This window comes from Flavobacterium sp. AJR, from assembly GCF_002156885.1.
Taxonomy (GTDB): domain Bacteria; phylum Bacteroidota; class Bacteroidia; order Flavobacteriales; family Flavobacteriaceae; genus Flavobacterium.
In genome coordinates this window covers 19,452-40,976 of sequence record NZ_NCWQ01000001.1, presented here as the reverse complement: position 1 = coordinate 40,976, position 21,525 = coordinate 19,452, and the positions used below count along the sequence as shown (strand labels likewise).

The following is a 21,525-nucleotide window of genomic DNA, read 5'->3' as shown; positions in this document are numbered from 1 at the left end:
AATATAGATAATAACTCCAGTTAAAAACAAGTTTTTTTTACAAAAATTTCAAAAAATCTTAAACAAATTCTTTAATATATTTAAAACTAAAAAGTTATAACTTTACTATTCTTTAAAAATTATGTCAAACATACAAGAAATATCTGCCCAAGAAACTTATTTAGTACGCAATCCTGTTCTACGAAAAGGAAAACCTATAGAAAGCTGCCACTTTGATGGTGATGATTTACCTACAACGCATCACTTTGGTTTATTTGAAGATAAAAATTTAGTAGGAATTATTTCGCTATTCCGAAATTCTAATATTACCTTTGCGGAAAATTTCCAATCGCAGATTCGAGGAATGGCCGTTTTGGACGATTTTAGAAAAAAAGGATTGGGGGAAGCTTTGGTTATTTACTGTGAAGAATATTGTATTAACAATAATTGTAAACTAATATGGTTTAACGCCAGAACCGAAGCTGTTGGATTTTATGAAAAAATGGGCTACCAAAAGACTGGTGCAATTTTTGAAATAAAAGATGTTGGGAAACACCTGTTAATGTATAAAAAACTTTAAAATGAATAAACTTTACTTTTTAATATTACTATCAATCTTTATAAGTTGCAAAAAAGAAGAAAAAGCAATTCCTGTAAAAAAAGCAGAACCTCTTCCTGCAATTGTTCAAACTGATGAACGAAAAATTCAGTTGGACACATCGGTGATAGGCTCTTTTAAAAGTGAAGATCTTAAAAAATTTTACATCGCATCTCATAATGAAACCGTTTGGGGGAATCTTGAAAAAAGAACCTTCATTATTGATGAATTAAAAAAATCTGAATCTCTTGGTTTAGAACCAAACGATTATAGCATAAAAAGAATAGAAAATTTTGAAAGTAAAATAAGTAAGTTAAACGATACCGACTTGGCTCTATATGACGTTTTGCTTACTTATAATTTTCAGAAATACTTAACGCATTTACATAAAGGAAAACTGAATCCTAAAAAACTATATAATGATTGGGATTTAAATGACAAACCTTTTAATGTAAACACCATTCTTATTAAAGCTTTTAATGATAATGATTTAACACTTGCTATCGAAAAAAGTCAGCCAAAAACATATACCTATAAAAGGTTACTAAAAGCACTAGAATTACTAAATGAATTTCCAGACGACAACATTAAAACCATCGAAGTTGAAGATAAAGTAACGTTGCACGACACTAATAACGCAATGATTACAATTAAAAAACGTCTTTTATACTGGAAAGATTTAACAGGGAGGGACAGTTTAACATCTACTTACGACAATAAGACATTTGAAGCTATTAAAAAATTCCAAACTCGTCATGGCCTAGCTGCCGATGGTGTTATTGGTAAAGGAACTGTTAATGCTTTGAATTTTTCTAAAATCAGACGAAAACATCAAATTATCAGCAACATTGAGCGCTGGAGATGGTTTGCAGATACGCTTGCCGAAAATTATTTTATAATAAACATTCCTGATTACAGCCTACATGTTGTAGAAAACAAAGACACTACTGTTGTTCGAAAAATTGTTGTGGGTACTAATAGCCGAAAAACACCTATCCTAACCTCAACTCTTAAAACTGTTGTCTTCAACCCAACATGGACTGTTCCGCCAACTATATTAAAAGAAGATATTGTTCCTGCAATGAAACGTAATCGAAATTATTTAAAAAATAAAAACATTACGATTTACAGTAAAGACAACTCTGTTGTAGAACCTAGTGACTGGAATGAAAATTCTCCTGGTAGTTATCGTTATGTACAAAGTCCTGGAAGTAGTAACTCATTGGGATTAATGAAAATCTTGTTTCCAAATAACCATAGCGTCTATTTACATGATACCAATCACCGCAACTTATTCGGAAGAAACAATCGTTCTTTAAGTTCTGGTTGTGTTCGTGTCGAAAATCCTTTGGAATTAGCACAACATATATTGGACTCTAATAACTGGTCGAAAGAAAAAATAGATTCTCTTATAGTTACTAAAAAAACCACTAATGTAAGAATTGCCAAAAAATACGCTATGTATCAATGGTATTGGACCGCATGGAGCGAAGACAATTCTTTACAATTTAGAAATGACATCTACAATTTAGACACCGATTTATATGCTAAATTAAGAAATTAGCTTTTCTTCCATCGTAAAGGTTCTTGATGGATGATAGATATATAAACACGATTTATCTTTTATTGCTTCGATAATTGCATTAGTTAATTCTACAGGAATAGCTGGACAACCTTGGCTACGACCTAACCTTTTATTGTTTCTAATAAATGACTCAGAAACATAATCGGCTCCATGAATTACTACTGCTCTTTCGCGCGCATTATCATTAACTCCTCTTTCTAAACCATCTAAACGTAACGAGATTCCGTGTTTTCCTCTATACACCTCACCTGTTGCATAAAATCCAAGACTACTTTTATAGGAAGAATTTGTATTTGAAAAATCTGATGCGAATTCTTCACCTGTATTTCTTCCGTGAGCAACCAGAGATTGAAACAATACGGTATTGGTAGAAAGATCGATAACCCAAAGACGTTTCAGATTAGAAGACAAACTAAAATCGACTAAAGTCAAAAGATCTTTTTGAATAAGTCCTTTTTCCTTTAATAAATAAAAACCTTTTAAAGCCTCTGTAAAACTCTTAAGTTCAGGTAAATCAAAATTATTTGCATTAAGCGTACTATAAACCGCTTTGATTCTTAAATCTAAGCTTGCAGTTACTGTACTAGCGATATTTTTCTTTTCAACTTTTTTAACTTCTGTAGTTGTTTTTGTATCCGTGGTAAATGACAAAAACAACATTAACAATATGGGACAAATCTTATAAATCATTGAATGCGTTTAGGTTATAATTTGTTTCGTGGTTCGCAAATATATAAAAAATATGTAGCTCCCAAAATTTTACAGTAGAAACGAAGTACTTTTTAATCATTTTTTAACGAATACAACCTAATATTTATTGTATTCTCTTAATGAAATTATAACAAAACTTATTGAAAAACAGCAAACTATAAACAAAAACCTACATATTAGAAAAGCAAATTAATCAATTATACCACATTTAGCTACACTAATTAATTACATCATTTTAAAGTAAATAGACTTTTTTAAGCTCTTCCAGATTATCTCAAATACTTTATTCTTTAATAACACAAACAACTTACTTATTCAGGAATGTATTAAACCATATTTTATCGGTAAGCATTCACCATTTCATTGACTATAATGACATCAAAAACAAAACCTAATCTGCATTTATTTTAAAAAATTACACCTTCTATAATTAAATTATTATTTTTTTATACCGTTCCCTTTATAAAGCATAATTGTATCTAAGTCTTTCTTAAACATTTTACAAATGGCTTATCTTTGTGCAAAATAAATTCTGATGAACAAAAAAGTAATCCTTATGATTTTAGATGGTTGGGGAAAATCTCCTGACCCTAAAGTATCTGCAATAGACAATGCAAATGTTCCATTTATAAATAGCCTTTACAAAAACTACCCAAGCGCACAACTTCGTACCGATGGTTTAAATGTAGGTTTACCAGAAGGGCAAATGGGAAATAGTGAAGTTGGACACATGAACCTTGGTGCGGGAAGAATCGTTTACCAGGATTTAGCAAAAATAAACCTTGCTGTAGCTCACAATACTTTAGCCAAAGAGCAAGTACTTGTAGATGCGTTTACTTATGCAAAAGAAAACAATAAAAAAGTACATTTTTTAGGTCTTGTTTCTGATGGTGGTGTTCACTCACACACTTCTCACTTACGAGGATTAATTGATGCTACTCAAGAATATGGCTTAGACAAAGTATTTGTTCATGCCTTTACAGATGGTCGTGATGTTGATCCTAAATCTGGAGCAACTTACATACAAGATTTAGAAAACCATATTGCAAATACTCCAGTAAAAATAGCATCTGTAATAGGTCGTTATTATGCAATGGATCGTGACAAACGTTGGGAACGTGTAAAACTAGCTTACGATTTAATAGTAAACGGACTGGGTACACACTCAAAAGATGCAGCAGCTTCTATTAAAGAAAGCTACGAAAATAACATTACTGATGAGTTTATCGCTCCAATCATTATGGTTGATGCAAATGATAAACCACTAGCAACTATCGAAGAGGATGATGTTGTTATTTTCTTCAATTTTAGAACCGATAGAGGTCGTGAACTTACTGAAGCTCTTTCGCAAGAAGATTTTCACGAGCAAAACATGCATAAACTAAAATTGTATTATGTAACGCTTACTAATTACGACGAAACATACCTAAACGTAAAAGTTGTTTACAACAAAGACAACATTACCGAAACATTAGGTGAAGTTTTAGAGAAAGCAAATAAAAAACAAATTCGTATTGCCGAAACGGAGAAATATCCTCATGTAACCTTTTTCTTTTCTGGCGGAAGAGAAGTTCCTTTTGAAGGCGAAAGCAGAATTTTAAGAAATTCTCCAAAAGTAGCAACTTACGATTTACAACCAGAAATGAGTGCATTTGAATTAAAAGATGCATTAGTACCTGAATTAAATAAAAGTGAAGTAGATTTTGTATGTTTAAATTTTGCCAATGGAGACATGGTAGGACATACAGGAATTATGAGCGCCGCAATATTAGCTTGTGAAGCTGTTGATGCTTGTGTAAAAGAAGTTATCGAAGCTGCTCTTGCAAATGATTATACTACAATTGTAATTGCCGATCACGGAAATTGCGAAACTATGATTAATCCTGACGGAAGCCCTAATACAGCACACACAACTAATCCTGTGCCGATTATTTTGGTTGACAAAGAATTAAAAACAATACACGATGGTGTTCTGGGTGACATTGCTCCTACTATTCTTGAGTTAATGGGAATTCCACAACCTGCTGCAATGACTTGTCATTCATTGTTGTAAAAGCATTCGTTTTAGCTTACAGTAACAGTATTCAGTTGCAATCATCACTGAAAACTGGTACTGCGACTGAAACTGAAAACTATTTTTTAAAAAAGCTGTTCTTAAATCAAGAACAGCTTTTTTTTTGCACAAATAAAAGTTAAATACTCAAAGTTGAAAGTAATACTATTATATTTGCATTTAAAATAACTTTTATGGAGACTATACTATCAAATTTAAAAATCCAAGTCAATGAAAAGATCTATGTAAAGGATCCGGAAACATCTGCCTTAGGAAAAAAAATTATTGAACAAAGTATTCTTCTCATCGATGCAATTGGGTTTGATAATTTTACATTTAAAAAATTAGGCGTAGAAATAGGATCTAACGAAAGTTCGATTTATCGTTATTTTGAAAACAAACACAAATTATTAGTCTATTTGTCTTCTTGGTACTGGAGCTGGATGGAATATAAACTGGTTTTCTCTACTACTAACATCATAGATAAAAAAGAAAAACTTAATAAAGCCATTACCATTGTTACCGAAAAAGTTACCGATGATGCCTCTACAGAACATATTAATGAAGCGATTTTAAATAAAATTATAATTGCAGAATTCACTAAAACATTCCATACTAAAGAGGTTGATCAGGAAAACAAAGAAGGCTTTTTTTTAATATACAAAAGAGTCATTAACAGAATCGTTTCTATTGTAAAGGAAGTAAATCCGGACTACCCTTTTGCAAAATCTCTAGTATCGACTATTGTAGAAGGAAGTTTACACCAACATTTCCTGACAGATCATTTAAAGACAATCACAGATTGCAATGAAACCGTTACAACTACTCAATTTTATTTAAATCTTGCAGAAAACGTTTTGCGCTAAAAACAACCAATTATGACTCCAATAAAACGATTTTACAATTTACTTGAGCTAGATAAAAAAGACATTTATCAAATCTTTTTCTATGCTATTTTTGCAGGATTAATAAGTTTGTCGCTTCCGTTAGGAATCCAAGCCATTATTACTTTTATACAATCTGGCAGGGTAAGTGCATCCTGGATTGTTCTTATCATCTTAGTTGTTACCGGAGTTGCGCTTGTTGGGATTTTATCTTTTATGCAATTGCGAATTACCGAAAACTTACAGCAAAAAATATTCGTTCGTGCCTCATTTGAATTTGCAGCTCGTTTACCAAAAATAAAACAAGCAGAATTATACGGCACATATCCCCCAGAATTAACAAATCGTTTTTTTGATACCATGACCATCCAAAAAGGAACTTCAAAATTATTGACTGATTTTTCGGCAGCCTTACTCCAAATCACTTTTGGAATTATCCTGCTGTCCTTATACCATCCCTATTTTATAGTATTTGGTCTCTTATTGTTTCTTCTTTTATACTTCATTTTTAAATTTTCGTACAAATCAGGTTTAGAAACCAGTTTAAAAGAATCGAAATTCAAGTATAAAGTTGCAAGCTGGTTACAAGAAATGGCACGTAATAATTATAGTTTCAGGAATGAACTTAATTATGATTTTGCACTTCAAAAAAACAACTCAATAGTAAGTGGTTATCTTACGTATCGCGAAAAACATTTTAGCGTTATCAAAAGACAATTTACACAATTGATTCTTTTTAAAATCATTATAACTGCTAGTTTACTATCTATTGGAGGATATTTAGTATTAAGTCAGGAAATGAATATTGGACAGTTTGTTGCTGCAGAAATTATCATCTTATTAGTTATTAACTCTGTTGAGAAAATCATTCTGGGACTCGAAAGTTTTTATGATGTTTTAACTTCTGTTGAAAAAATAGGACAAGTAACGGATTTAGAATTAGAAGAAAATTCAGATTCACAAAATGACCGTTGCTATAATAACATCACTTTAGAAACAGAAGGTCTAAGTGTAAAGTTTCCAGATTCTCAGAAGAATGCGCTGGACTCTATTACCCTTAAAATAAATCAGGGAGAAAAAATAGTAATTGATGGTCAAAATGGCTCAGGAAAAACTACTCTTATCCGTTTGTTATCGGGCGTACTTAAACAAAGTTCTGGCGCTTTTTATATCAATGATGACACCTTTAAGAAAATAAACCTAAAACAATATCGCTCACAAATAGGCAGTATCATTCACAATGAAACCCCGTTTGAAGGAACCATTTTAGAAAACATTACTTTTAATGACCCATCGATAAGCTCTGAAGATTTAAAGTGGGCCGTAGATGGAGTTCAACTTAGCCCATTTATTAAATTATTATCAAAAGGTTTAGACACACATATTTACCCGGAAGGAAGACAATTATCTTCCTCTAATGCTCAAAAAATCTTATTAGCAAGAAGTATTATTCATAAACCAAAAATCCTTTTTTATGAAGATCCAACGGATACTATGGATGATGAAGTTGCTAATGAAATTATTGATTTTATAACTTCCGACAAGAATAAATGGACCATTATTGTTTCCTCTAAAAATCCTTATTGGAAAACAAAATCTACGCGAAAAATAACCATGCAAAACGGCCTTATCATACTTGATCAAAAAAACAATACGCCATGCTAAACATTTCCGACAATAAAACAAAGTTACAGCCTCTTGACAAGTATAAAACTATAAAAGACCTAAGCAATAGGCCTCATTATAAAATCCTGAATAAAATAATAATAGGCACCGCAATCTTTGTAATAATATCGCTTTTCTTGCCATGGACACAGAACATCTCTGGTTCAGGATCTGTAACGACCTTAAAACCCAACCAAAGACCACAATCTATCCAGAGTATTATTTCGGGTCGAATTGAGAAATGGTATGTACAAGAAGGGGATTTTGTAAAAAAAGGAGATACAATCATGTTTATTTCTGAGATAAAAGAAGATTACATGGATCCAAATTTAGTAGAAAACACTAAAAACCAAGTTAATGCTAAAAAGCAATCTCTAGAATCCTATGGAGAAAAAGTAAATACACTTTCTAAGCAAATAGAATTTATAGAAAACGAGAAGAAATTAAAATTAGAGCAAGCAAGAAATAAAGTAAAACAATCCCTTTTAAAAATAAAAAGCGACAGCATAGATCTTGTTGCAGTTAAAACGCAGCTAAAAATTGCAAACACACAATATAATCGTGCCTTGCAACTAAACAAAGAAGGTTTAAAACCGATGACCGATGTAGAGGAAAAACGCTTAAAATTACAAGATGTTGATGCTAAAATTGTAACTCAGGAAAATAAATATTTAACCAGCAAAAATGAATACATAAATACTAAAGTAGAGATTAACAGAATCACTGCCGAATATTCTGAAAAAGCAGCTAAAGCAAAAAGTGATCAATATACAACCTTGAGTAATAAATTTGATACTGAAGCACAGGTTAATAAACTAGAAAATCAATATGTAAATTATAGTGTACGTAATGGTATGTATTACATTAAAGCAGCACAAAATGGTTACATTAACAGAGCTTTGCTGGCTGGTATTGGCGAAACGATAAAAGAAGGAACACCAATAGTAACCATAATGCCATCTGAATATGATATTGCGGTCGAAACCTTTATAAATCCTATTGATTTGCCTTTGATAAAAAAAGGAGAAAAAGTACGTGTTTGGTTTGATGGTTGGCCTACGATAGTATTTTCGGGCTGGCCTGATATATCTTACGGTACATTTGGAGGGCAAGTTGTAGCCATAGAAAATTTTATTAGCGACAATGGTAAATACAGAATCCTGATTGCCCCAGACCCATCCGAAGCTAAATGGCCTAAACAACTTAGTGTTGGTTCTGGTGCACAAACAATTGCATTGTTAGACACTGTACCAATTTGGTTTGAGATTTGGAGAACCCTTAACGGATTCCCTCCAAATTATTACAAGAATGAGACAAAAACCACAAAAGAAAAAAAATAATGAAATCACTACTTTTTGCCTTTCTTTTTATTGGTTTTACCGTTTTTGGTCAAGAACCAATAGCTAAAGAATTCAGCTATAATGAATTTCTTGGATATGTAAAAAAATACCACCCTTTGGTTAAAAGTGCTAATTTGGAAGTCAGTGAAGCCCAAGCTAATTTAATGATGGCCCGAGGCGGTTTTGATCCAAAAATTGAAGTCGATTTTAGTCAAAAACAATTTAAAGACAAAGAATACTACTCCATTTTAAACAGCAGTTTTAAAATTCCGACTTGGTATGGAATCGAGTTAAAAGCAGGATTCGATAATAACGAAGGTGTTTATCTTAATCCCGAAAACACAACTCCTAATAAAGGATTAACTTCTTTTGGAATTAGTGTACCTATTGGACAAGGATTATTCATAAACCAAAGAATGGCGGATGTTCGTAAAGCAAAAATTCAGATAAAACTAAGCGAATCCGAAAGAAAACTTCAAGCCATTGCTGTATTGTACGATGCTTCGATTGCTTATTTTAACTGGAAGAAGAATTTTGACGAAATGAAGCTTTACGAAACGTACAATAATAATGCGCAAATACGCCTAACAGGAATCAAAGCATTAATAAGCCAAGGAGACAAACCTGCAATTGATAGTATTGAAGCTGGAATTAGTTTAAAAAATAGAGAATTAAGTCTTGAGGATTCTAAACTAAAACTGGCTAAATCAAAACTAGAACTATCTAATTTTCTTTGGCTGGAAAACAATATTCCGCTAGAGATGTCCGATAGTCTTATTCCTGAAACTGAGCTAGAAAACTCATTGCAAGAAACTTTAAAAACCAATGATTTATTACAAAACGATTTTAGCTTAGAAACGCATCCGAAAATAAATGCGTTACAAAACAAAATAGAGATTTTGAATGTAGAAAAAAAGCTAAAAGAAAATATGCTGTTACCCAAAATAAATGTGGGTTACTCCTATTTATCAGAGCCTGGTTACATTGATAATTATCGTTTTGAAGATTACAAAATAGGATTGGAATTTTATTTCCCTTTATTTTTAAGAAAGGAACGAGGGAGCTTAAAACTAGCGAAATATAAACTTCAGGAGAATGAATTTGCTTTGGCTTTAGAAAAAACACAATTAACCAATAAAATAAGCGCGCAAAAAACAGAAATCACCTCACTCTTAAAACAAAAGAAACTGGCGAAAGATTTGGTCGAAAACAATGTTACAATGCTCAACTCCGAAGAACGCTTATTTTCGTTTGGAGAAAGTTCTCTATTCTTAATTAATACTCGAGAGAATAATTTAGTAAGTGCTAAACTTGCTGCTATTGCCTTAGAAAACAGATTTTATATTTCTAATTCAGAACTTTTTAAAATCATGGCAAATCCTGATTAAAACTAAACTTAAAATATCCTAAAAAGAGACAAGTCTTACGATTTGTCTCTTTTTTTTAGGTGATAATATGTTCGATAAAATAAATAAAAAGCCCCACAAACCCTCCTACTACAGTTCCGTTAATTCGGATAAACTGGAGATCTTTCCCAATTTCTAATTCTAACTTATTAGAGATTTCTTCCTTATCCCAACTCTTTACCGATGAAGCAATTAAATCTCCAATCATTTGCTTATTCTTCAAAAGGATTCCTAGCAAATCTATTTTTATAAAATTATTGATTTTACTCAACATAATTTCATCCCCTTTTATACTGACTCCAAAATTCTGAATCATGTTGATGATTTTATTTTTTATTTTAGAATCATCTTTCTTTTCTAAATCGGCAGAAATCGCAACTTTTATCTGACCCCAAATATCATTGATATATTCTTTCACTTCACTCTTATGAGCAAACTCTATCACTAAATCATTTACTTTTTGCTGAAGCTCTGGCGAACTATTTAGCTCTGTAATGAAATCAAGAACATAGGCATTTATTTTTCTTCTGATACTGCTGTTAGAATGTTTTGCTTCATCGATAAATTCATAAAGTCCATTAAAAATACCGTCTGCAATTTTTTTATCGGCCACACCAAGCGTGTACCAAGGCGTTGATTTATTTACTTTTTCGCGAATCACATCTCTGTTATTCTGCAATTCTTCCGTAAGGATCTTTAGAACATTAGTAATTAACTGCTCTTGTTTTTCACTTTTAGTTAATGATTCCAACCCTACCGCAATCCATTCTCCAAAATTTATTTCTCTTAATTTGGTTTCAAATTTGGCTTGAATAAACTTCTGAACATCTTCATCTACGATTGTTTTTAAAATCCCTGGTATAATATCTTCAATAATTAATGAAGCGATTGTATTTGCATTGCTTTTTTCAGATAGCCAGCTTGCAGCCTTTTCGGCAAAATTGAATTGCTCGATTTTTACTTCTAATTTCTCTTTGATTAAAAACTCATCAGAAACAAAAGTGCCAAGATTTTGCCCAATAGCATCTTTATTATTAGGTATCAAAGCTGTATGCGGAATTGGCAATCCCAGAGGATGCCTGAATAAGGCTACTATAGCGAACCAATCTGCAATTCCCCCCACCATAGCCGCCTCGCTAAAAGCTTTTAGCCAACCTATTTTAAAATAAATTGCTATCAAAAAAAGAACTACAGCTACACCCAATACTCCCAAAGCAAATCTCTTCATCTTAATCAAACCAGCCGCTTTGCTTATGCCTTCTTGGTTATTACTACTTTTCATAATGTAACGAGTTAATTAAGAAGCTAATTTATTCAATTGTTTCTACAACTGTTTTCATTTTAACAAGATAATTTTACAAACTTTCTATATATTTATCATAGCTATTTGACCTAATTATTATTGTTATAATTAAATACAAAAGCTATTTAAAAAAAATAATATTAAAATTGTACTTTTGCCAACTGAAAATCCGAAATTATGATTATTGTAAAATCACGTGAAGAAATAGAATTAATGCGCGAAAGTGCCTTAATCGTATCTAAAACATTAGGAATGATTGCTTCTGAAATAAAAGAAGGAGTCACCACATTATATCTTGACAAACTAGCCGAAGAATTTATTCGTGATCACGGTGCTGTACCAAGCTTCTTAGGTTTGTACGACTTCCCGAACTCACTTTGTATGAGTCCAAACTCGCAAGTTGTTCACGGTATCCCGAATAATACACCTCTAAAAAGTGGTGATGTTATCTCGGTAGATTGTGGTGCATACAAAAATGGGTATCACGGAGATCATGCTTATAGCTTTGAAATTGGAGAAGTTGCTCCAGAAGTTAAAAAACTATTACAAGTTACCAAAGAATCTTTATATGTTGGAATCCGCGAATTTAAAGCTGGAAACCGAGTAGAAGATGTTGGAAATGCTATACAAAAATATACTGAATCCCATGGATATGGTGTTGTTCGTGAACTTGTAGGTCATGGACTTGGACAAAAAATGCACGAAGATCCTGAAATGCCTAACTATGGTAAAAAAGGTAGAGGAAAACTTTTTGTTGAAGGAATGGTTGTTGCCATTGAGCCAATGATTAACCTTGGAACAAGAAACATAAAACAACATAAAGATGGCTGGACAATTACAACTGCCGACGGTAAAGCTAGTGCTCACTTTGAACATGATGTAGCTTTAATCGATGGTAAACCAGAAATCTTATCAACTTTCCAATACATCTATAAAGCACTAGGAATCGAAAGTAATGAAGAGGATGAGTTTAGAAAAGTGCCATTAGTTTTATAAGGCTATTACGCAAAGTTTCACAAAGTAAACGCAAAGATTTATTTTCAAAATAAGCATAACGATGAGTGATGAGTTCTCCGAAATACCTGAAGATTTACAAGCTATATCATACAAGATAATTGGATTAGCAATAGAAGTTCATCGACAACTTGGTCCAGGTTTGCTCGAATCTGCTTATCAGGAATGCCTATTTTATGAAATTAAAAATGCAGGTTTAAAAGTTGAAAAAGAAGTCACACTCCCAATTATCTATAAAGAAATTAGACTAGAACAAGGATACAGGATTGATTTACTTGTAGAAGATAAATTAGTGATCGAATTAAAAACTGTTGAAAGTTTTAGTCCTGCGCATTTCGCTCAAATATTAACATACTTGAAACTGGGAAAATACCCATTAGGCTTGTTAATAAATTACAACAGCATTATATTAAAAAACAACATAAAAAGATTTATAAACTCAAAATCAAACATTTAAAAACTTAGCGAATCTTTGAGTTCCCTTTGTGAGCCTTTGCGAAATAATTATGAAGAAACTTTTTAAACTAGTACTTAATACCATTCCACGTCCATTATTAATTCGTTTGAGTTATGTGGCGCGTCCTATTTTAGCCTTTACATTAAAAGGAGATAAATTTACTGATCCTATTGATGGTAAAAGTTTCAAAATGTTTTTGCCTTATGGTTATGGAACTCAACGTAACAATGTATTATCACCAAGCACACTTTCTTTAGAAAGACACCGCTTGTTATGGTTATACCTTAATGATCAGACTGATTTTTTTACAGCACCAAAAAAAGTATTACATTTTGCTCCGGAACAAGCTTTTTACAAACTATTCCGCAAGCAAAAAAACCTCGACTATACAACGACTGATTTATTCTCTCCTTTAGCAGATGTAAAAGCAGATATCTGTAATTTGCCTTTTAAGGATAATGAATATGATGTTATTTTATGCAATCACGTTTTAGAACATATTCCTGATGACACAAAAGCTATGCAGGAATTATTTCGCGTTTTAAAACCAGGCGGAATGGCTATTTTGCAAATTCCACAAGATCTATCAAGAGAAGTTACTTTTGCCGATGATACTATTACCGACCAAAAAGAACGTGCTAAAATCTTCGGACAATATGACCACGTACGCATTTACGGTCGTGATTATTTTGACAAATTAAGAAGTATTGGTTTTATTGTAATCGAAGAAGACTACACCAATAAAATTGCACCGGAACTTGTAGAGAAATATTGTTTGGCCAAAGGAGAAATTATCCCACTTTGTTTTAAACAGGAAAACTAAAAAGTTTTTTCACCATATAAGTTCATCTAAAGAGTTTTCAAAATAGCAATAATTTGAAAACTCTTTAATTTTTAGACAACTCCCCAAATTACAACCAAACCAAACCCTTAATCTTGGAACCTTCGAAATCATTTCAATTTTGTTTTGACATCAGTTTTGAAAAAAATCTGAATGTTTATATCCCAACAGCTTATATCGTTGAAGACGCTAATGATAATGACATTAAATATTTAAACAAAAAAGCAAGCGCAGACGTTCTTGAAAGTTTTGGAATTATATTTGAACATTTAGATCCCAATACAAAAAAAATACTGACGGCTTGTGAATTTTTAAAGCCTGAATTTATTTTCAAGAAATTTAGCGCAAAAATCAAATCGGCAAAAACAATTACTGATCTGCAAAAAGATTCCAAAATTGATTTTGCAATTCGCCAGCATCTACAACTACATTTAAGTTCCTTTTACACACTAATTGTAAAAGAACAATTTCCGTTATCTATTAACATGGGAATTGAAAAGGATTTTTATCGTACACGAGTTAGTACTAATCCTCTCGATTTTGAACCTCAAATTCAATTTGACAAACACGCAGAAGGAATTACATATACACTATCGTTAAAAGAAAACGAAACTACATTTCTGCCCATGAATAGTAGTATCGATATACTGCTGGATGCGCCAGGTTGGTTGATTATCAATAAAAAACTTGGGCAGTTAAAAGAGTTGAATTCTAAAAAACTTACGCCTTTTTTAAAGAAAAAATCAATCGAAATACCTTCAAGATTAGTTGATGATTATTTTAAAAATTTCATTCCCGAAATAGCTAAAAAAACTGACATTGAAGCAACTGGTTTTGAAATTGAACTCCGTGATAAAATTATCTCCTGTACGATTCAACCTGTTTATGATTTCTTTAAAAACTGCTATTATCTCAACCTTCATTTCGATTATAACGGATATTCATTTGACGCTAGTAAAACTAAAAAAACACATACGTTTGTTGATTTTAGTGTTGCCAATGAACCAAAAATAATTCAGTTTAAACGAAGCTCTGATGAAGATTTATATACAAACAAATTGCTAGAAATTGGTTTCATAAAAATCAAAAATGAATTGTTTGGCTGGAATTCAGATACAGAAACTCCAGATCCTTATACTAATATTCAATTAGTTATTAATCGTAAAGAAGAGTTAGAAAATTTAGGTTTTACAATCCAAAATTTGCAACTGGAAAGCAAAGCAATCATTACAGAAAACCATACCGTTTTATTTTCAAAAGGAGAAACTAAAGAAGATTGGTTTGACATTAAAATAATCATTTCAATTGGAGCATATAAAATCAATTTCAGCGAAATTATTCCGAATATAAAAAGCAAAGAAAGACTCTTTTTATTGCCCGACGGAAACTATTTTTTAATTCCTTTAGAATGGCTCAGTAAATATGGTTCACTGGCAAAACTGGCAAAAACAGAGAATGGGAATCTGCTTTTACGCAAAAGTAATTTTGCCGCATTAGATGCTATTCCAGAAATAAAAAATGATGTAAATCCAATTCGCGAAGCTGAATACACCTCTTCTGATTTGCTAAAAGCAACTTTGAGACCTTATCAAATTGAGGGTGTAAAATGGCTTTTGGGACATTTTAATTCCAACTTGGGTGCTTGTCTGGCTGATGATATGGGTCTTGGTAAGACTTTACAAACCTTAGCCGTATTGGTTGCCGTACAGGAACAGTTAGGTTTTACAACCAAAACCACAAATTTTGATTTATTTCAAAATGAAACCATTATTGAAAGAGAACCTTTAAAAACATTGATTGTTTTGCCTTCTTCATTGGTTTTTAACTGGTATAACGAAGCGGGGAAATTTACACCCCATTTTTCGAAAATGCAGTATGTTGGTAACGACAGAAAATTATTAGCGAGTAGATTAGAATCATCAGATTTAATTTTTACCAGTTACAGCATCATTCATCGCGATATTTCAATTTTAGAAAAATACAATTTCCGTTATTTAATTTTGGACGAAAGTCAATACATTAAAAATAAAAATTCTAAAATTTTCAAAGCTATTACTAAAATAAACACGGAACATAAAATAGCTTTAAGTGGTACGCCTATCGAAAACTCTTTGGACGATTTATGGTCGCAAATGCAATTTATAAATCCAGATATTTTGGGCAGTTATAATTTCTTTGCCGAAAATTTTAAAATTCCGATTGAGAAAAAGCAAGACGAAGATAGTTTAGCAGAACTAAAAAATCTTATTCAGCCTTATATATTAAGAAGAACCAAAGAGCAGGTTTTAAAGGATTTACCAGAATTGACAGAGCAGATTTATTATTGCGATATGGATCCTGAACAGGAAAAATTATATGAAAAAGAGAAATCAAAAGCACGTAATTTTTTACTAAAAACTGATGGATCCGGCCCAGACAAAATTAGCATTATCAATACATTGATGAAGTTAAGACAACTGAGTAATCACCCAAAAATGGTAGATCAGGAATCAGAGATTGATTCTGGAAAATATATCGCAGTCACTAATTATCTGGAAACTTTAGTAAAAGAGAAACAAAAAACCATCATTTTTAGTTCATTTGTTACTAATTTGAGTTTCTACACGACTTGGTGTAAAGAAAACAAAATAGCTTTTTGTGAGATTACAGGTGATACTCCTGCCAAGAAAAGAGAGCAACAAGTAAATTTATTTCAGGAAAACGAAAATCCATTGTTATTTTTTATTTCGCTTAAAGCAGGTGGCGTTGGTTTAAATATCACCAAAGCATCTTATGTTTTATTTTTAGATCCATGGTGGAATCCTTTTGCAGAAAAACAAGGAGTTGGACGAGCGCACCGAATTGGGCAATTAAACAAAGTAAACGTTGTAAGGTTTATTTCGAAAAATACGGTTGAAGAAAAAATAATTAAACTGCAAGAAAACAAAAAACTATTATCTGATTCGCTTTTAGAAGAAAGCTTTGTTAACGATGAAATCGAAGTTAATTTAGAGTATATATTAGGTTCCTAATAAATTGGTACATTTTTCGTTATATAAAATTGTTATATTTACAATCTTGCAACATAATATATTATGCCAAATTCATTCTTCCGAAAATTAATTTTTATTCTTGTTTTTACTTCAGCTACAGCCCAAGTACAATCAGAAATCACTCCACCATATAATATCAAAACAGTTTCGTTTGAACAAGGTGGACAAAATGTTGTTCCGATATTTGAATTAGGAAATAGTTTTCAACTCCAGTTTGATGATTTATTTGGTAATGAAGCTGATTATTATTACGAAATTACACATTGCGATTACAATTGGATTCCGTCTGATATTCCAAAAACTGATTATTTACAAGGATTTGACGGTCAGAGAATCACCAATTATACCAATTCATTTAACACCTTACAGATATATTCACACTATAAAGTATCTTTTCCAAATCAATATACCCAATTATTGATTACAGGTAATTATATTATTAAGATTCTAAATGAAGATAAAGAAGTTATCTTTTCCAGAAAGTTCATTGTATATGAAAACTTAGTTACTGTTCCCGCTCAGGTAAGAAGAAGCCGAACAGTAAGCGATATCGAATACAAGCATAATTTGGATTTTGCTATAAAATCCAACTCCTTTCTTTTTCAGACTCCATTACAAAGTGTAAAAGTGTTTTTAATACAAAATGGGAACTTTAATACCGGAATTAAAAACGTTCCACCACAATACACAATTGGAAATGATTTAATATATAAATACAATAATGAAACCCAATTCTGGGCTGGAAATGAATTTTTATATTTTGAAAATAAAGATATTCGTAACGCTGGTAACAATGTAGGAAGAGTCGATTCTAGCAAAGACATTTATAATTCTTATTTATACACCAATAGCGCCAGAGGAAATTTTCCTTACACAAACTATCAGGATATAAATGGAAACTTTGTTGTAAAAAACATGAATGCAACAAACAATGAAGTCGAAGCTGATTATGCCTGGGTTTATTTCACACTTTCGGCACCCGCCTTCCGTCTCAATAAAGACATATACATTAACGGAATGTTCAACAATTACGGTTTAACTCCCGAGAATAAAATGGATTATAATACTGAGAAAGGCGTATACGAAAAAGCCATAATGATAAAACAAGGATTTACTAATTACCAATATCAGATAGCCGATAAAAAAGGAGCAATTGATTATGAGAATGCAATCGATGGTAATTTTTTCCAAACCGAAAATGAATACACTATATTGGTTTATTATCGAGAGAATAGAGACCGTTATGATCGTGTAATTGGTAAAGGATATGCAAACTCCCTGAACATCATCAATTAAAAACATTTTAGAAATGGTTTTTTTGAATCATTTTTTTTTGTAAATTTGCTTCTATTACGCACATATATACCACTTTAGTATGGTTTCTCAAATAACAAGAGGCATAAAAATATCCGTTTTAACTAGTTTTGAAGGTACCTACTTCAAGAACTACAAGATTCACTTTGCCTTTAGCTATGTGGTTACTATAGAGAATCATAGCAAAGATTCTGTACAACTTACTTCTCGTCATTGGGAAATTTTTGATTCATTAAACGATATCGAAATAGTAGATGGCGAAGGCGTAATTGGAAAAAAACCAGTTTTAAAACCTGGCGAATTTCATACCTATAGTTCAGGCTGTTTATTGTCATCTCCTTATGGTGCAATGAAAGGATATTTTAACATGGTTAATTTTACTACTACAAAAATTTTCAAAGTAATTGTTCCTACTTTTAGAATGTGCGCTCCATTTGCATTAAACTAATCTCTTTTCTATAGAAATTTTTTATAGTTATCTTATACTAAAATTATCAAATTATTAGTTTATCCTTTGTACTTTTGTACAGCGTTAGATAATTCGTATAAAATGAATTATCCAACTGTTAATTTGTCTAATTATCTAATTCTAAACAATATGCTAAAAGGATTTTTTCATGTACCTAAAGCGGTAAACGAACCCGTAAAAGGATATGCGCCAAACTCACCAGAAAAAGCAGCAGTACAAGCAGCTTATACTACAATGTGGAACTCTAAAATTGATGTTCCGTTATACATTGGAAGTGAAGAAATTAAAACTGGGAACACGAGAAACATCACGGCTCCTCATGACCACAAACATGTAGTAGGAACTTACCACCTAGCCGAAAAAAAACATATAGAAAAAGCGATTGCTAATGCGCTTGAAGCAAAAGATGCATGGGCAAATATGGCATGGGAACAACGTGCTGCTATTTTCTTAAAAGCTGCTGAACTTATTGCTGGTCCTTACAGAGCCAGAATAAACGCAGCTACAATGATTGGACAATCAAAAAATATTCACCAAGCTGAGATTGATGCTTCTTGTGAATTGATTGACTTCTTACGTTACAATGTTGAGTTCATGACTCAAATTTACGCAGACCAACCAAAATCTGATTCTACAACATGGAATCGTCTTGAGTACAGACCTCTAGAAGGTTTTGTATATGCAATTACTCCTTTTAACTTTACTGCTATTGCTGCAAATCTTCCTGCAAGTGCTGCAATGATGGGGAATGTTGTTATCTGGAAACCAAGTGATAGCCAAGTATTCTCTACTCAAATTATCATCGAAGTTTTTAAAGAAGCTGGAGTTCCAGACGGTGTTATCAACGTAGTTTTTGGTGATGCATTAATGATTACCGATACTGTATTGGCAAGTCGTGATTTTGCTGGAGTACACTTTACAGGTTCAACTCATGTATTTAAAGATATTTGGGCTAAAATTGGTGCAAACATTCACAACTACAAAACTTACCCAAGAATCGTAGGAGAAACTGGTGGTAAAGATTTTATCATTGCACATCCAAGTGCTAATGCTAAGCAAGTATCTACAGGAATTGTACGTGGTGCATTTGAATTTCAAGGACAAAAATGTTCTGCAGCTTCAAGAGCATATATTCCACAAAGTTTATGGCCAGCTGTAAAAGAGCAAATAATCACTGATGTGAAATCTATGAAAATGGGTTCACCAGAAGATTTTGGTAACTTTGTTACTGCAGTTATTCACGAAGGATCTTTTGATAAATTAGCTAGTTTTATTGATCAAGCTAAAAAAGATGCTGATGCTGAAATAATCGTTGGTGGAAACTACGATAAATCTGTTGGATACTTTATTGAGCCAACGGTAATCGTAACTACAAATCCAAAATATACTACAATGGAAACCGAATTATTCGGACCAGTTATTACTATATATGTATATGAAGATGCAAAATGGGAAGAAACTTTAGAATTAGTTGATACTACTTCTGAATATGCTCTTACTGGTGCTGTATTTAGTCAAGATCGTTATGCTATCGAAGTAGCTACAACAAAATTACAAAATGCTGCAGGTAACTTCTATATTAATGATAAACCAACAGGAGCTGTTGTAGGTATGCAACCATTTGGTGGTGCAAGAGCATCTGGAACAAATGATAAAGCAGGTTCTGCATTAAACTTATTGCGTTGGGCATCTCCAAGAACAATAAAAGAAACATTTGTAACTCCAGAAGATTACAGATATCCGTTTTTAGGAGAATAATCTCTAAAGTTTAAAAAACAATTAAAACCCACAGGTTTCAAAACTATTTGAATCTTGTGGGTTTTTACTTTTATAAAAGATGAAAACATCTTACCTAATGATTATTTGTAATCGTTTTCGTACGCAGTTGGTTATCAAAAACATACCCTTTCCAAAAACCTTATAATGTTACTTTTAAAACCTTTCCTGACATAAAAAAAATAAGCGCACACGTAAATTTGAACTTTCTTAACCTAGTAAATAAACTCATAGGAAAAGAATAGGATGTTCGCACATAAATATGGAATTAAATTAAAATGACTTATGAAAAGTTTAGAGAAAGTACCTGAAATAATCCGTGAAGCAAAAAGTGTTGGTCACGTAATTGATTTTAAGTGGAATGAAAAAATCATGGAGAAACTTATTGATCCGGCAGAGAATCATAATAAACTAGAAAATGCTTTAGAAAGTATTAGTTACAAGGCTTCTTTAGGATTAACGGCTGCATTACTTGAATGGATATACTGGCGTTATAAAAGCCATACCGAATCATCTCAAGAAATGAAACTGCGCATCGAAGCTCTTTGGTGTTCTATATCAAATCCTGAGTATACCAAACCCCTAGTTTTTGACCTTAATATGGATGCTCCTGCAACTGGTCCTATAGATGGTCCTTTATGGGTTGCTCTTATGAATGTAAGAATGGTAGATGTACTACGCAGAAAAGGATCTTATTATCTTCAAAGCGAAATCGTAGGTTTAGCATTACTTGCGCGCCACATTTCTCCAAAGAAAAAAATATTTAATAAATGGCTTAAAAATACTTTAAAAGAACTTAAACATATCTTTCCTTGTCAATATACGTATGACAATATAAAAGCTACAGATGAAGAAGTTTATAATCCATCGGCAGAACCAGTAATTAGCCGTGATTTTTTCTTTGATCCTTTTTATATATACAGCGCAAAATCTTCGGAAACTTCCATAAAAGATTTTGTTGCGAGTTTAAACTACGAAACAAATCCTTTTTTATGTTTTCCAAAAGAGGCTAGTTAATTCAATATATTTTTAGAGAAATCCCCACAAGTTTAAAATGTTTTTAAAACTTGTGGGGATTCTTTTTTGTTACGAATTAAG

17 protein-coding genes are annotated in these 21,525 nt (G+C 32.0%); 15 read left to right on the top strand and 2 right to left on the bottom strand.

Annotated elements, in window-relative coordinates:
• The first annotated feature begins 121 nt into the window (after window positions 1–121).
• Together B8T70_RS00175 and B8T70_RS00170 are read left to right on the top strand one after the other, a co-directional pair.
• Window positions 122–559, top strand: coding sequence for a GNAT family N-acetyltransferase (locus B8T70_RS00175; protein WP_086893519.1), 438 nt, complete (start codon window positions 122–124; stop codon window positions 557–559).
• A 1-nt stretch (window position 560) separates the two neighbouring features.
• On the top strand, window positions 561–2,141 hold the full coding sequence (locus tag B8T70_RS00170; RefSeq protein WP_039116408.1) for a murein L,D-transpeptidase: 1,581 nt from the start codon (window positions 561–563) through the stop codon (window positions 2,139–2,141).
• On the opposite strand, the gene B8T70_RS00165 is transcribed toward B8T70_RS00170, so the two are convergent.
• Window positions 2,130–2,852: a murein L,D-transpeptidase catalytic domain family protein gene (locus tag B8T70_RS00165; RefSeq protein WP_039116409.1), complete on the bottom strand. Its 723-nt coding sequence runs from the start codon at window positions 2,850–2,852 to the stop codon at window positions 2,130–2,132. The genes B8T70_RS00170 and B8T70_RS00165 overlap by 12 nt on opposite strands.
• A gap of 556 nt (window positions 2,853–3,408) precedes the next feature.
• Between B8T70_RS00165 and gpmI the strand changes: the two genes are divergently transcribed.
• From gpmI to B8T70_RS00140, 5 genes are all read left to right on the top strand, one after another.
• A complete protein-coding gene (gpmI, locus tag B8T70_RS00160; RefSeq protein WP_086893518.1) occupies window positions 3,409–4,926 on the top strand; it encodes a 2,3-bisphosphoglycerate-independent phosphoglycerate mutase in 1,518 nt (505 codons plus the stop codon).
• A gap of 194 nt (window positions 4,927–5,120) precedes the next feature.
• Entirely contained in the window at window positions 5,121–5,792 is a 672-nt protein-coding gene (locus B8T70_RS00155) for a TetR/AcrR family transcriptional regulator (protein ID WP_039116411.1), read from the top strand.
• 12 nt (window positions 5,793–5,804) lie between these two features.
• Window positions 5,805–7,475, top strand: coding sequence for a peptidase domain-containing ABC transporter (locus B8T70_RS00150; RefSeq protein ID WP_086893517.1), 1,671 nt, complete (start codon window positions 5,805–5,807; stop codon window positions 7,473–7,475).
• Complete coding sequence (locus tag B8T70_RS00145; RefSeq protein WP_086893516.1) at window positions 7,469–8,815, top strand: HlyD family secretion protein; 1,347 nt, start codon at window positions 7,469–7,471, stop codon at window positions 8,813–8,815. Before B8T70_RS00150 ends, B8T70_RS00145 begins: the two co-directional genes overlap by 7 nt.
• The gene (locus tag B8T70_RS00140; protein ID WP_086893515.1) at window positions 8,815–10,203 is read left to right on the top strand and encodes a TolC family protein; all 1,389 of its coding nucleotides are present in this window, start codon (window positions 8,815–8,817) and stop codon (window positions 10,201–10,203) included. Before B8T70_RS00145 ends, B8T70_RS00140 begins: the two co-directional genes overlap by 1 nt.
• A 55-nt stretch (window positions 10,204–10,258) precedes the next feature.
• On the opposite strand, the gene B8T70_RS00135 is transcribed toward B8T70_RS00140, so the two are convergent.
• Window positions 10,259–11,503: a DUF445 domain-containing protein gene (locus tag B8T70_RS00135; protein WP_086893514.1), complete on the bottom strand. Its 1,245-nt coding sequence runs from the start codon at window positions 11,501–11,503 to the stop codon at window positions 10,259–10,261.
• A 198-nt stretch (window positions 11,504–11,701) separates the two neighbouring features.
• Here B8T70_RS00135 and map point away from each other — a divergent pair, with 198 nt between their 5' ends.
• From map to B8T70_RS00095, 8 genes are all read left to right on the top strand, one after another.
• Entirely contained in the window at window positions 11,702–12,520 is an 819-nt protein-coding gene (gene map, locus B8T70_RS00130; protein WP_039116416.1) for a type I methionyl aminopeptidase, read from the top strand.
• Between the two features lie 61 nt (window positions 12,521–12,581).
• Complete coding sequence (locus tag B8T70_RS00125) at window positions 12,582–12,995, top strand: GxxExxY protein (protein WP_086893513.1); 414 nt, start codon at window positions 12,582–12,584, stop codon at window positions 12,993–12,995.
• A 49-nt stretch (window positions 12,996–13,044) separates the two neighbouring features.
• Window positions 13,045–13,818, top strand: a complete 774-nt coding sequence (locus B8T70_RS00120) for a class I SAM-dependent methyltransferase (RefSeq protein WP_035618021.1) — start codon at window positions 13,045–13,047, stop codon at window positions 13,816–13,818.
• 113 nt (window positions 13,819–13,931) lie between these two features.
• Window positions 13,932–16,847: a DEAD/DEAH box helicase gene (locus B8T70_RS00115; protein WP_086893512.1), complete on the top strand. Its 2,916-nt coding sequence runs from the start codon at window positions 13,932–13,934 to the stop codon at window positions 16,845–16,847.
• A gap of 63 nt (window positions 16,848–16,910) precedes the next feature.
• Window positions 16,911–18,164, top strand: coding sequence for a DUF5103 domain-containing protein (locus tag B8T70_RS00110; RefSeq protein WP_086893511.1), 1,254 nt, complete (start codon window positions 16,911–16,913; stop codon window positions 18,162–18,164).
• 79 nt (window positions 18,165–18,243) lie between these two features.
• Window positions 18,244–18,630: a Co2+/Mg2+ efflux protein ApaG gene (apaG, locus tag B8T70_RS00105; RefSeq protein ID WP_035618015.1), complete on the top strand. Its 387-nt coding sequence runs from the start codon at window positions 18,244–18,246 to the stop codon at window positions 18,628–18,630.
• A 150-nt stretch (window positions 18,631–18,780) separates the two neighbouring features.
• Window positions 18,781–20,409, top strand: a complete 1,629-nt coding sequence (pruA, locus tag B8T70_RS00100) for an L-glutamate gamma-semialdehyde dehydrogenase (RefSeq protein WP_086893538.1) — start codon at window positions 18,781–18,783, stop codon at window positions 20,407–20,409.
• 303 nt (window positions 20,410–20,712) lie between these two features.
• The gene (locus B8T70_RS00095) at window positions 20,713–21,444 is read left to right on the top strand and encodes a hypothetical protein (RefSeq protein WP_086893510.1); all 732 of its coding nucleotides are present in this window, start codon (window positions 20,713–20,715) and stop codon (window positions 21,442–21,444) included.
• Window positions 21,445–21,525 lie beyond the last annotated feature (81 nt).

Excerpts from the sequence above, each read along its gene's own strand:
- B8T70_RS00175 (WP_086893519.1), top strand. The coding sequence starts at position 122 with ATGTCAAACATACAAGAAATATCTGCCCAAGAAACTTATTTAGTACGC.
- B8T70_RS00170 (WP_039116408.1), top strand. The coding sequence starts at position 561 with ATGAATAAACTTTACTTTTTAATATTACTATCAATCTTTATAAGTTGC.
- B8T70_RS00165 (WP_039116409.1), bottom strand. The coding sequence starts at position 2,852 with ATGATTTATAAGATTTGTCCCATATTGTTAATGTTGTTTTTGTCATTT.
- gpmI (WP_086893518.1), top strand. The coding sequence starts at position 3,409 with ATGAACAAAAAAGTAATCCTTATGATTTTAGATGGTTGGGGAAAATCT.
- B8T70_RS00155 (WP_039116411.1), top strand. The coding sequence starts at position 5,121 with ATGGAGACTATACTATCAAATTTAAAAATCCAAGTCAATGAAAAGATC.
- B8T70_RS00150 (WP_086893517.1), top strand. The coding sequence starts at position 5,805 with ATGACTCCAATAAAACGATTTTACAATTTACTTGAGCTAGATAAAAAA.
- B8T70_RS00145 (WP_086893516.1), top strand. The coding sequence starts at position 7,469 with ATGCTAAACATTTCCGACAATAAAACAAAGTTACAGCCTCTTGACAAG.
- B8T70_RS00140 (WP_086893515.1), top strand. The coding sequence starts at position 8,815 with ATGAAATCACTACTTTTTGCCTTTCTTTTTATTGGTTTTACCGTTTTT.
- B8T70_RS00135 (WP_086893514.1), bottom strand. The coding sequence starts at position 11,503 with ATGAAAAGTAGTAATAACCAAGAAGGCATAAGCAAAGCGGCTGGTTTG.
- map (WP_039116416.1), top strand. The coding sequence starts at position 11,702 with ATGATTATTGTAAAATCACGTGAAGAAATAGAATTAATGCGCGAAAGT.
- B8T70_RS00125 (WP_086893513.1), top strand. The coding sequence starts at position 12,582 with ATGAGTGATGAGTTCTCCGAAATACCTGAAGATTTACAAGCTATATCA.
- B8T70_RS00120 (WP_035618021.1), top strand. The coding sequence starts at position 13,045 with ATGAAGAAACTTTTTAAACTAGTACTTAATACCATTCCACGTCCATTA.
- B8T70_RS00110 (WP_086893511.1), top strand. The coding sequence starts at position 16,911 with ATGCCAAATTCATTCTTCCGAAAATTAATTTTTATTCTTGTTTTTACT.
- apaG (WP_035618015.1), top strand. The coding sequence starts at position 18,244 with ATGGTTTCTCAAATAACAAGAGGCATAAAAATATCCGTTTTAACTAGT.
- pruA (WP_086893538.1), top strand. The coding sequence starts at position 18,781 with ATGCTAAAAGGATTTTTTCATGTACCTAAAGCGGTAAACGAACCCGTA.
- B8T70_RS00095 (WP_086893510.1), top strand. The coding sequence starts at position 20,713 with ATGAAAAGTTTAGAGAAAGTACCTGAAATAATCCGTGAAGCAAAAAGT.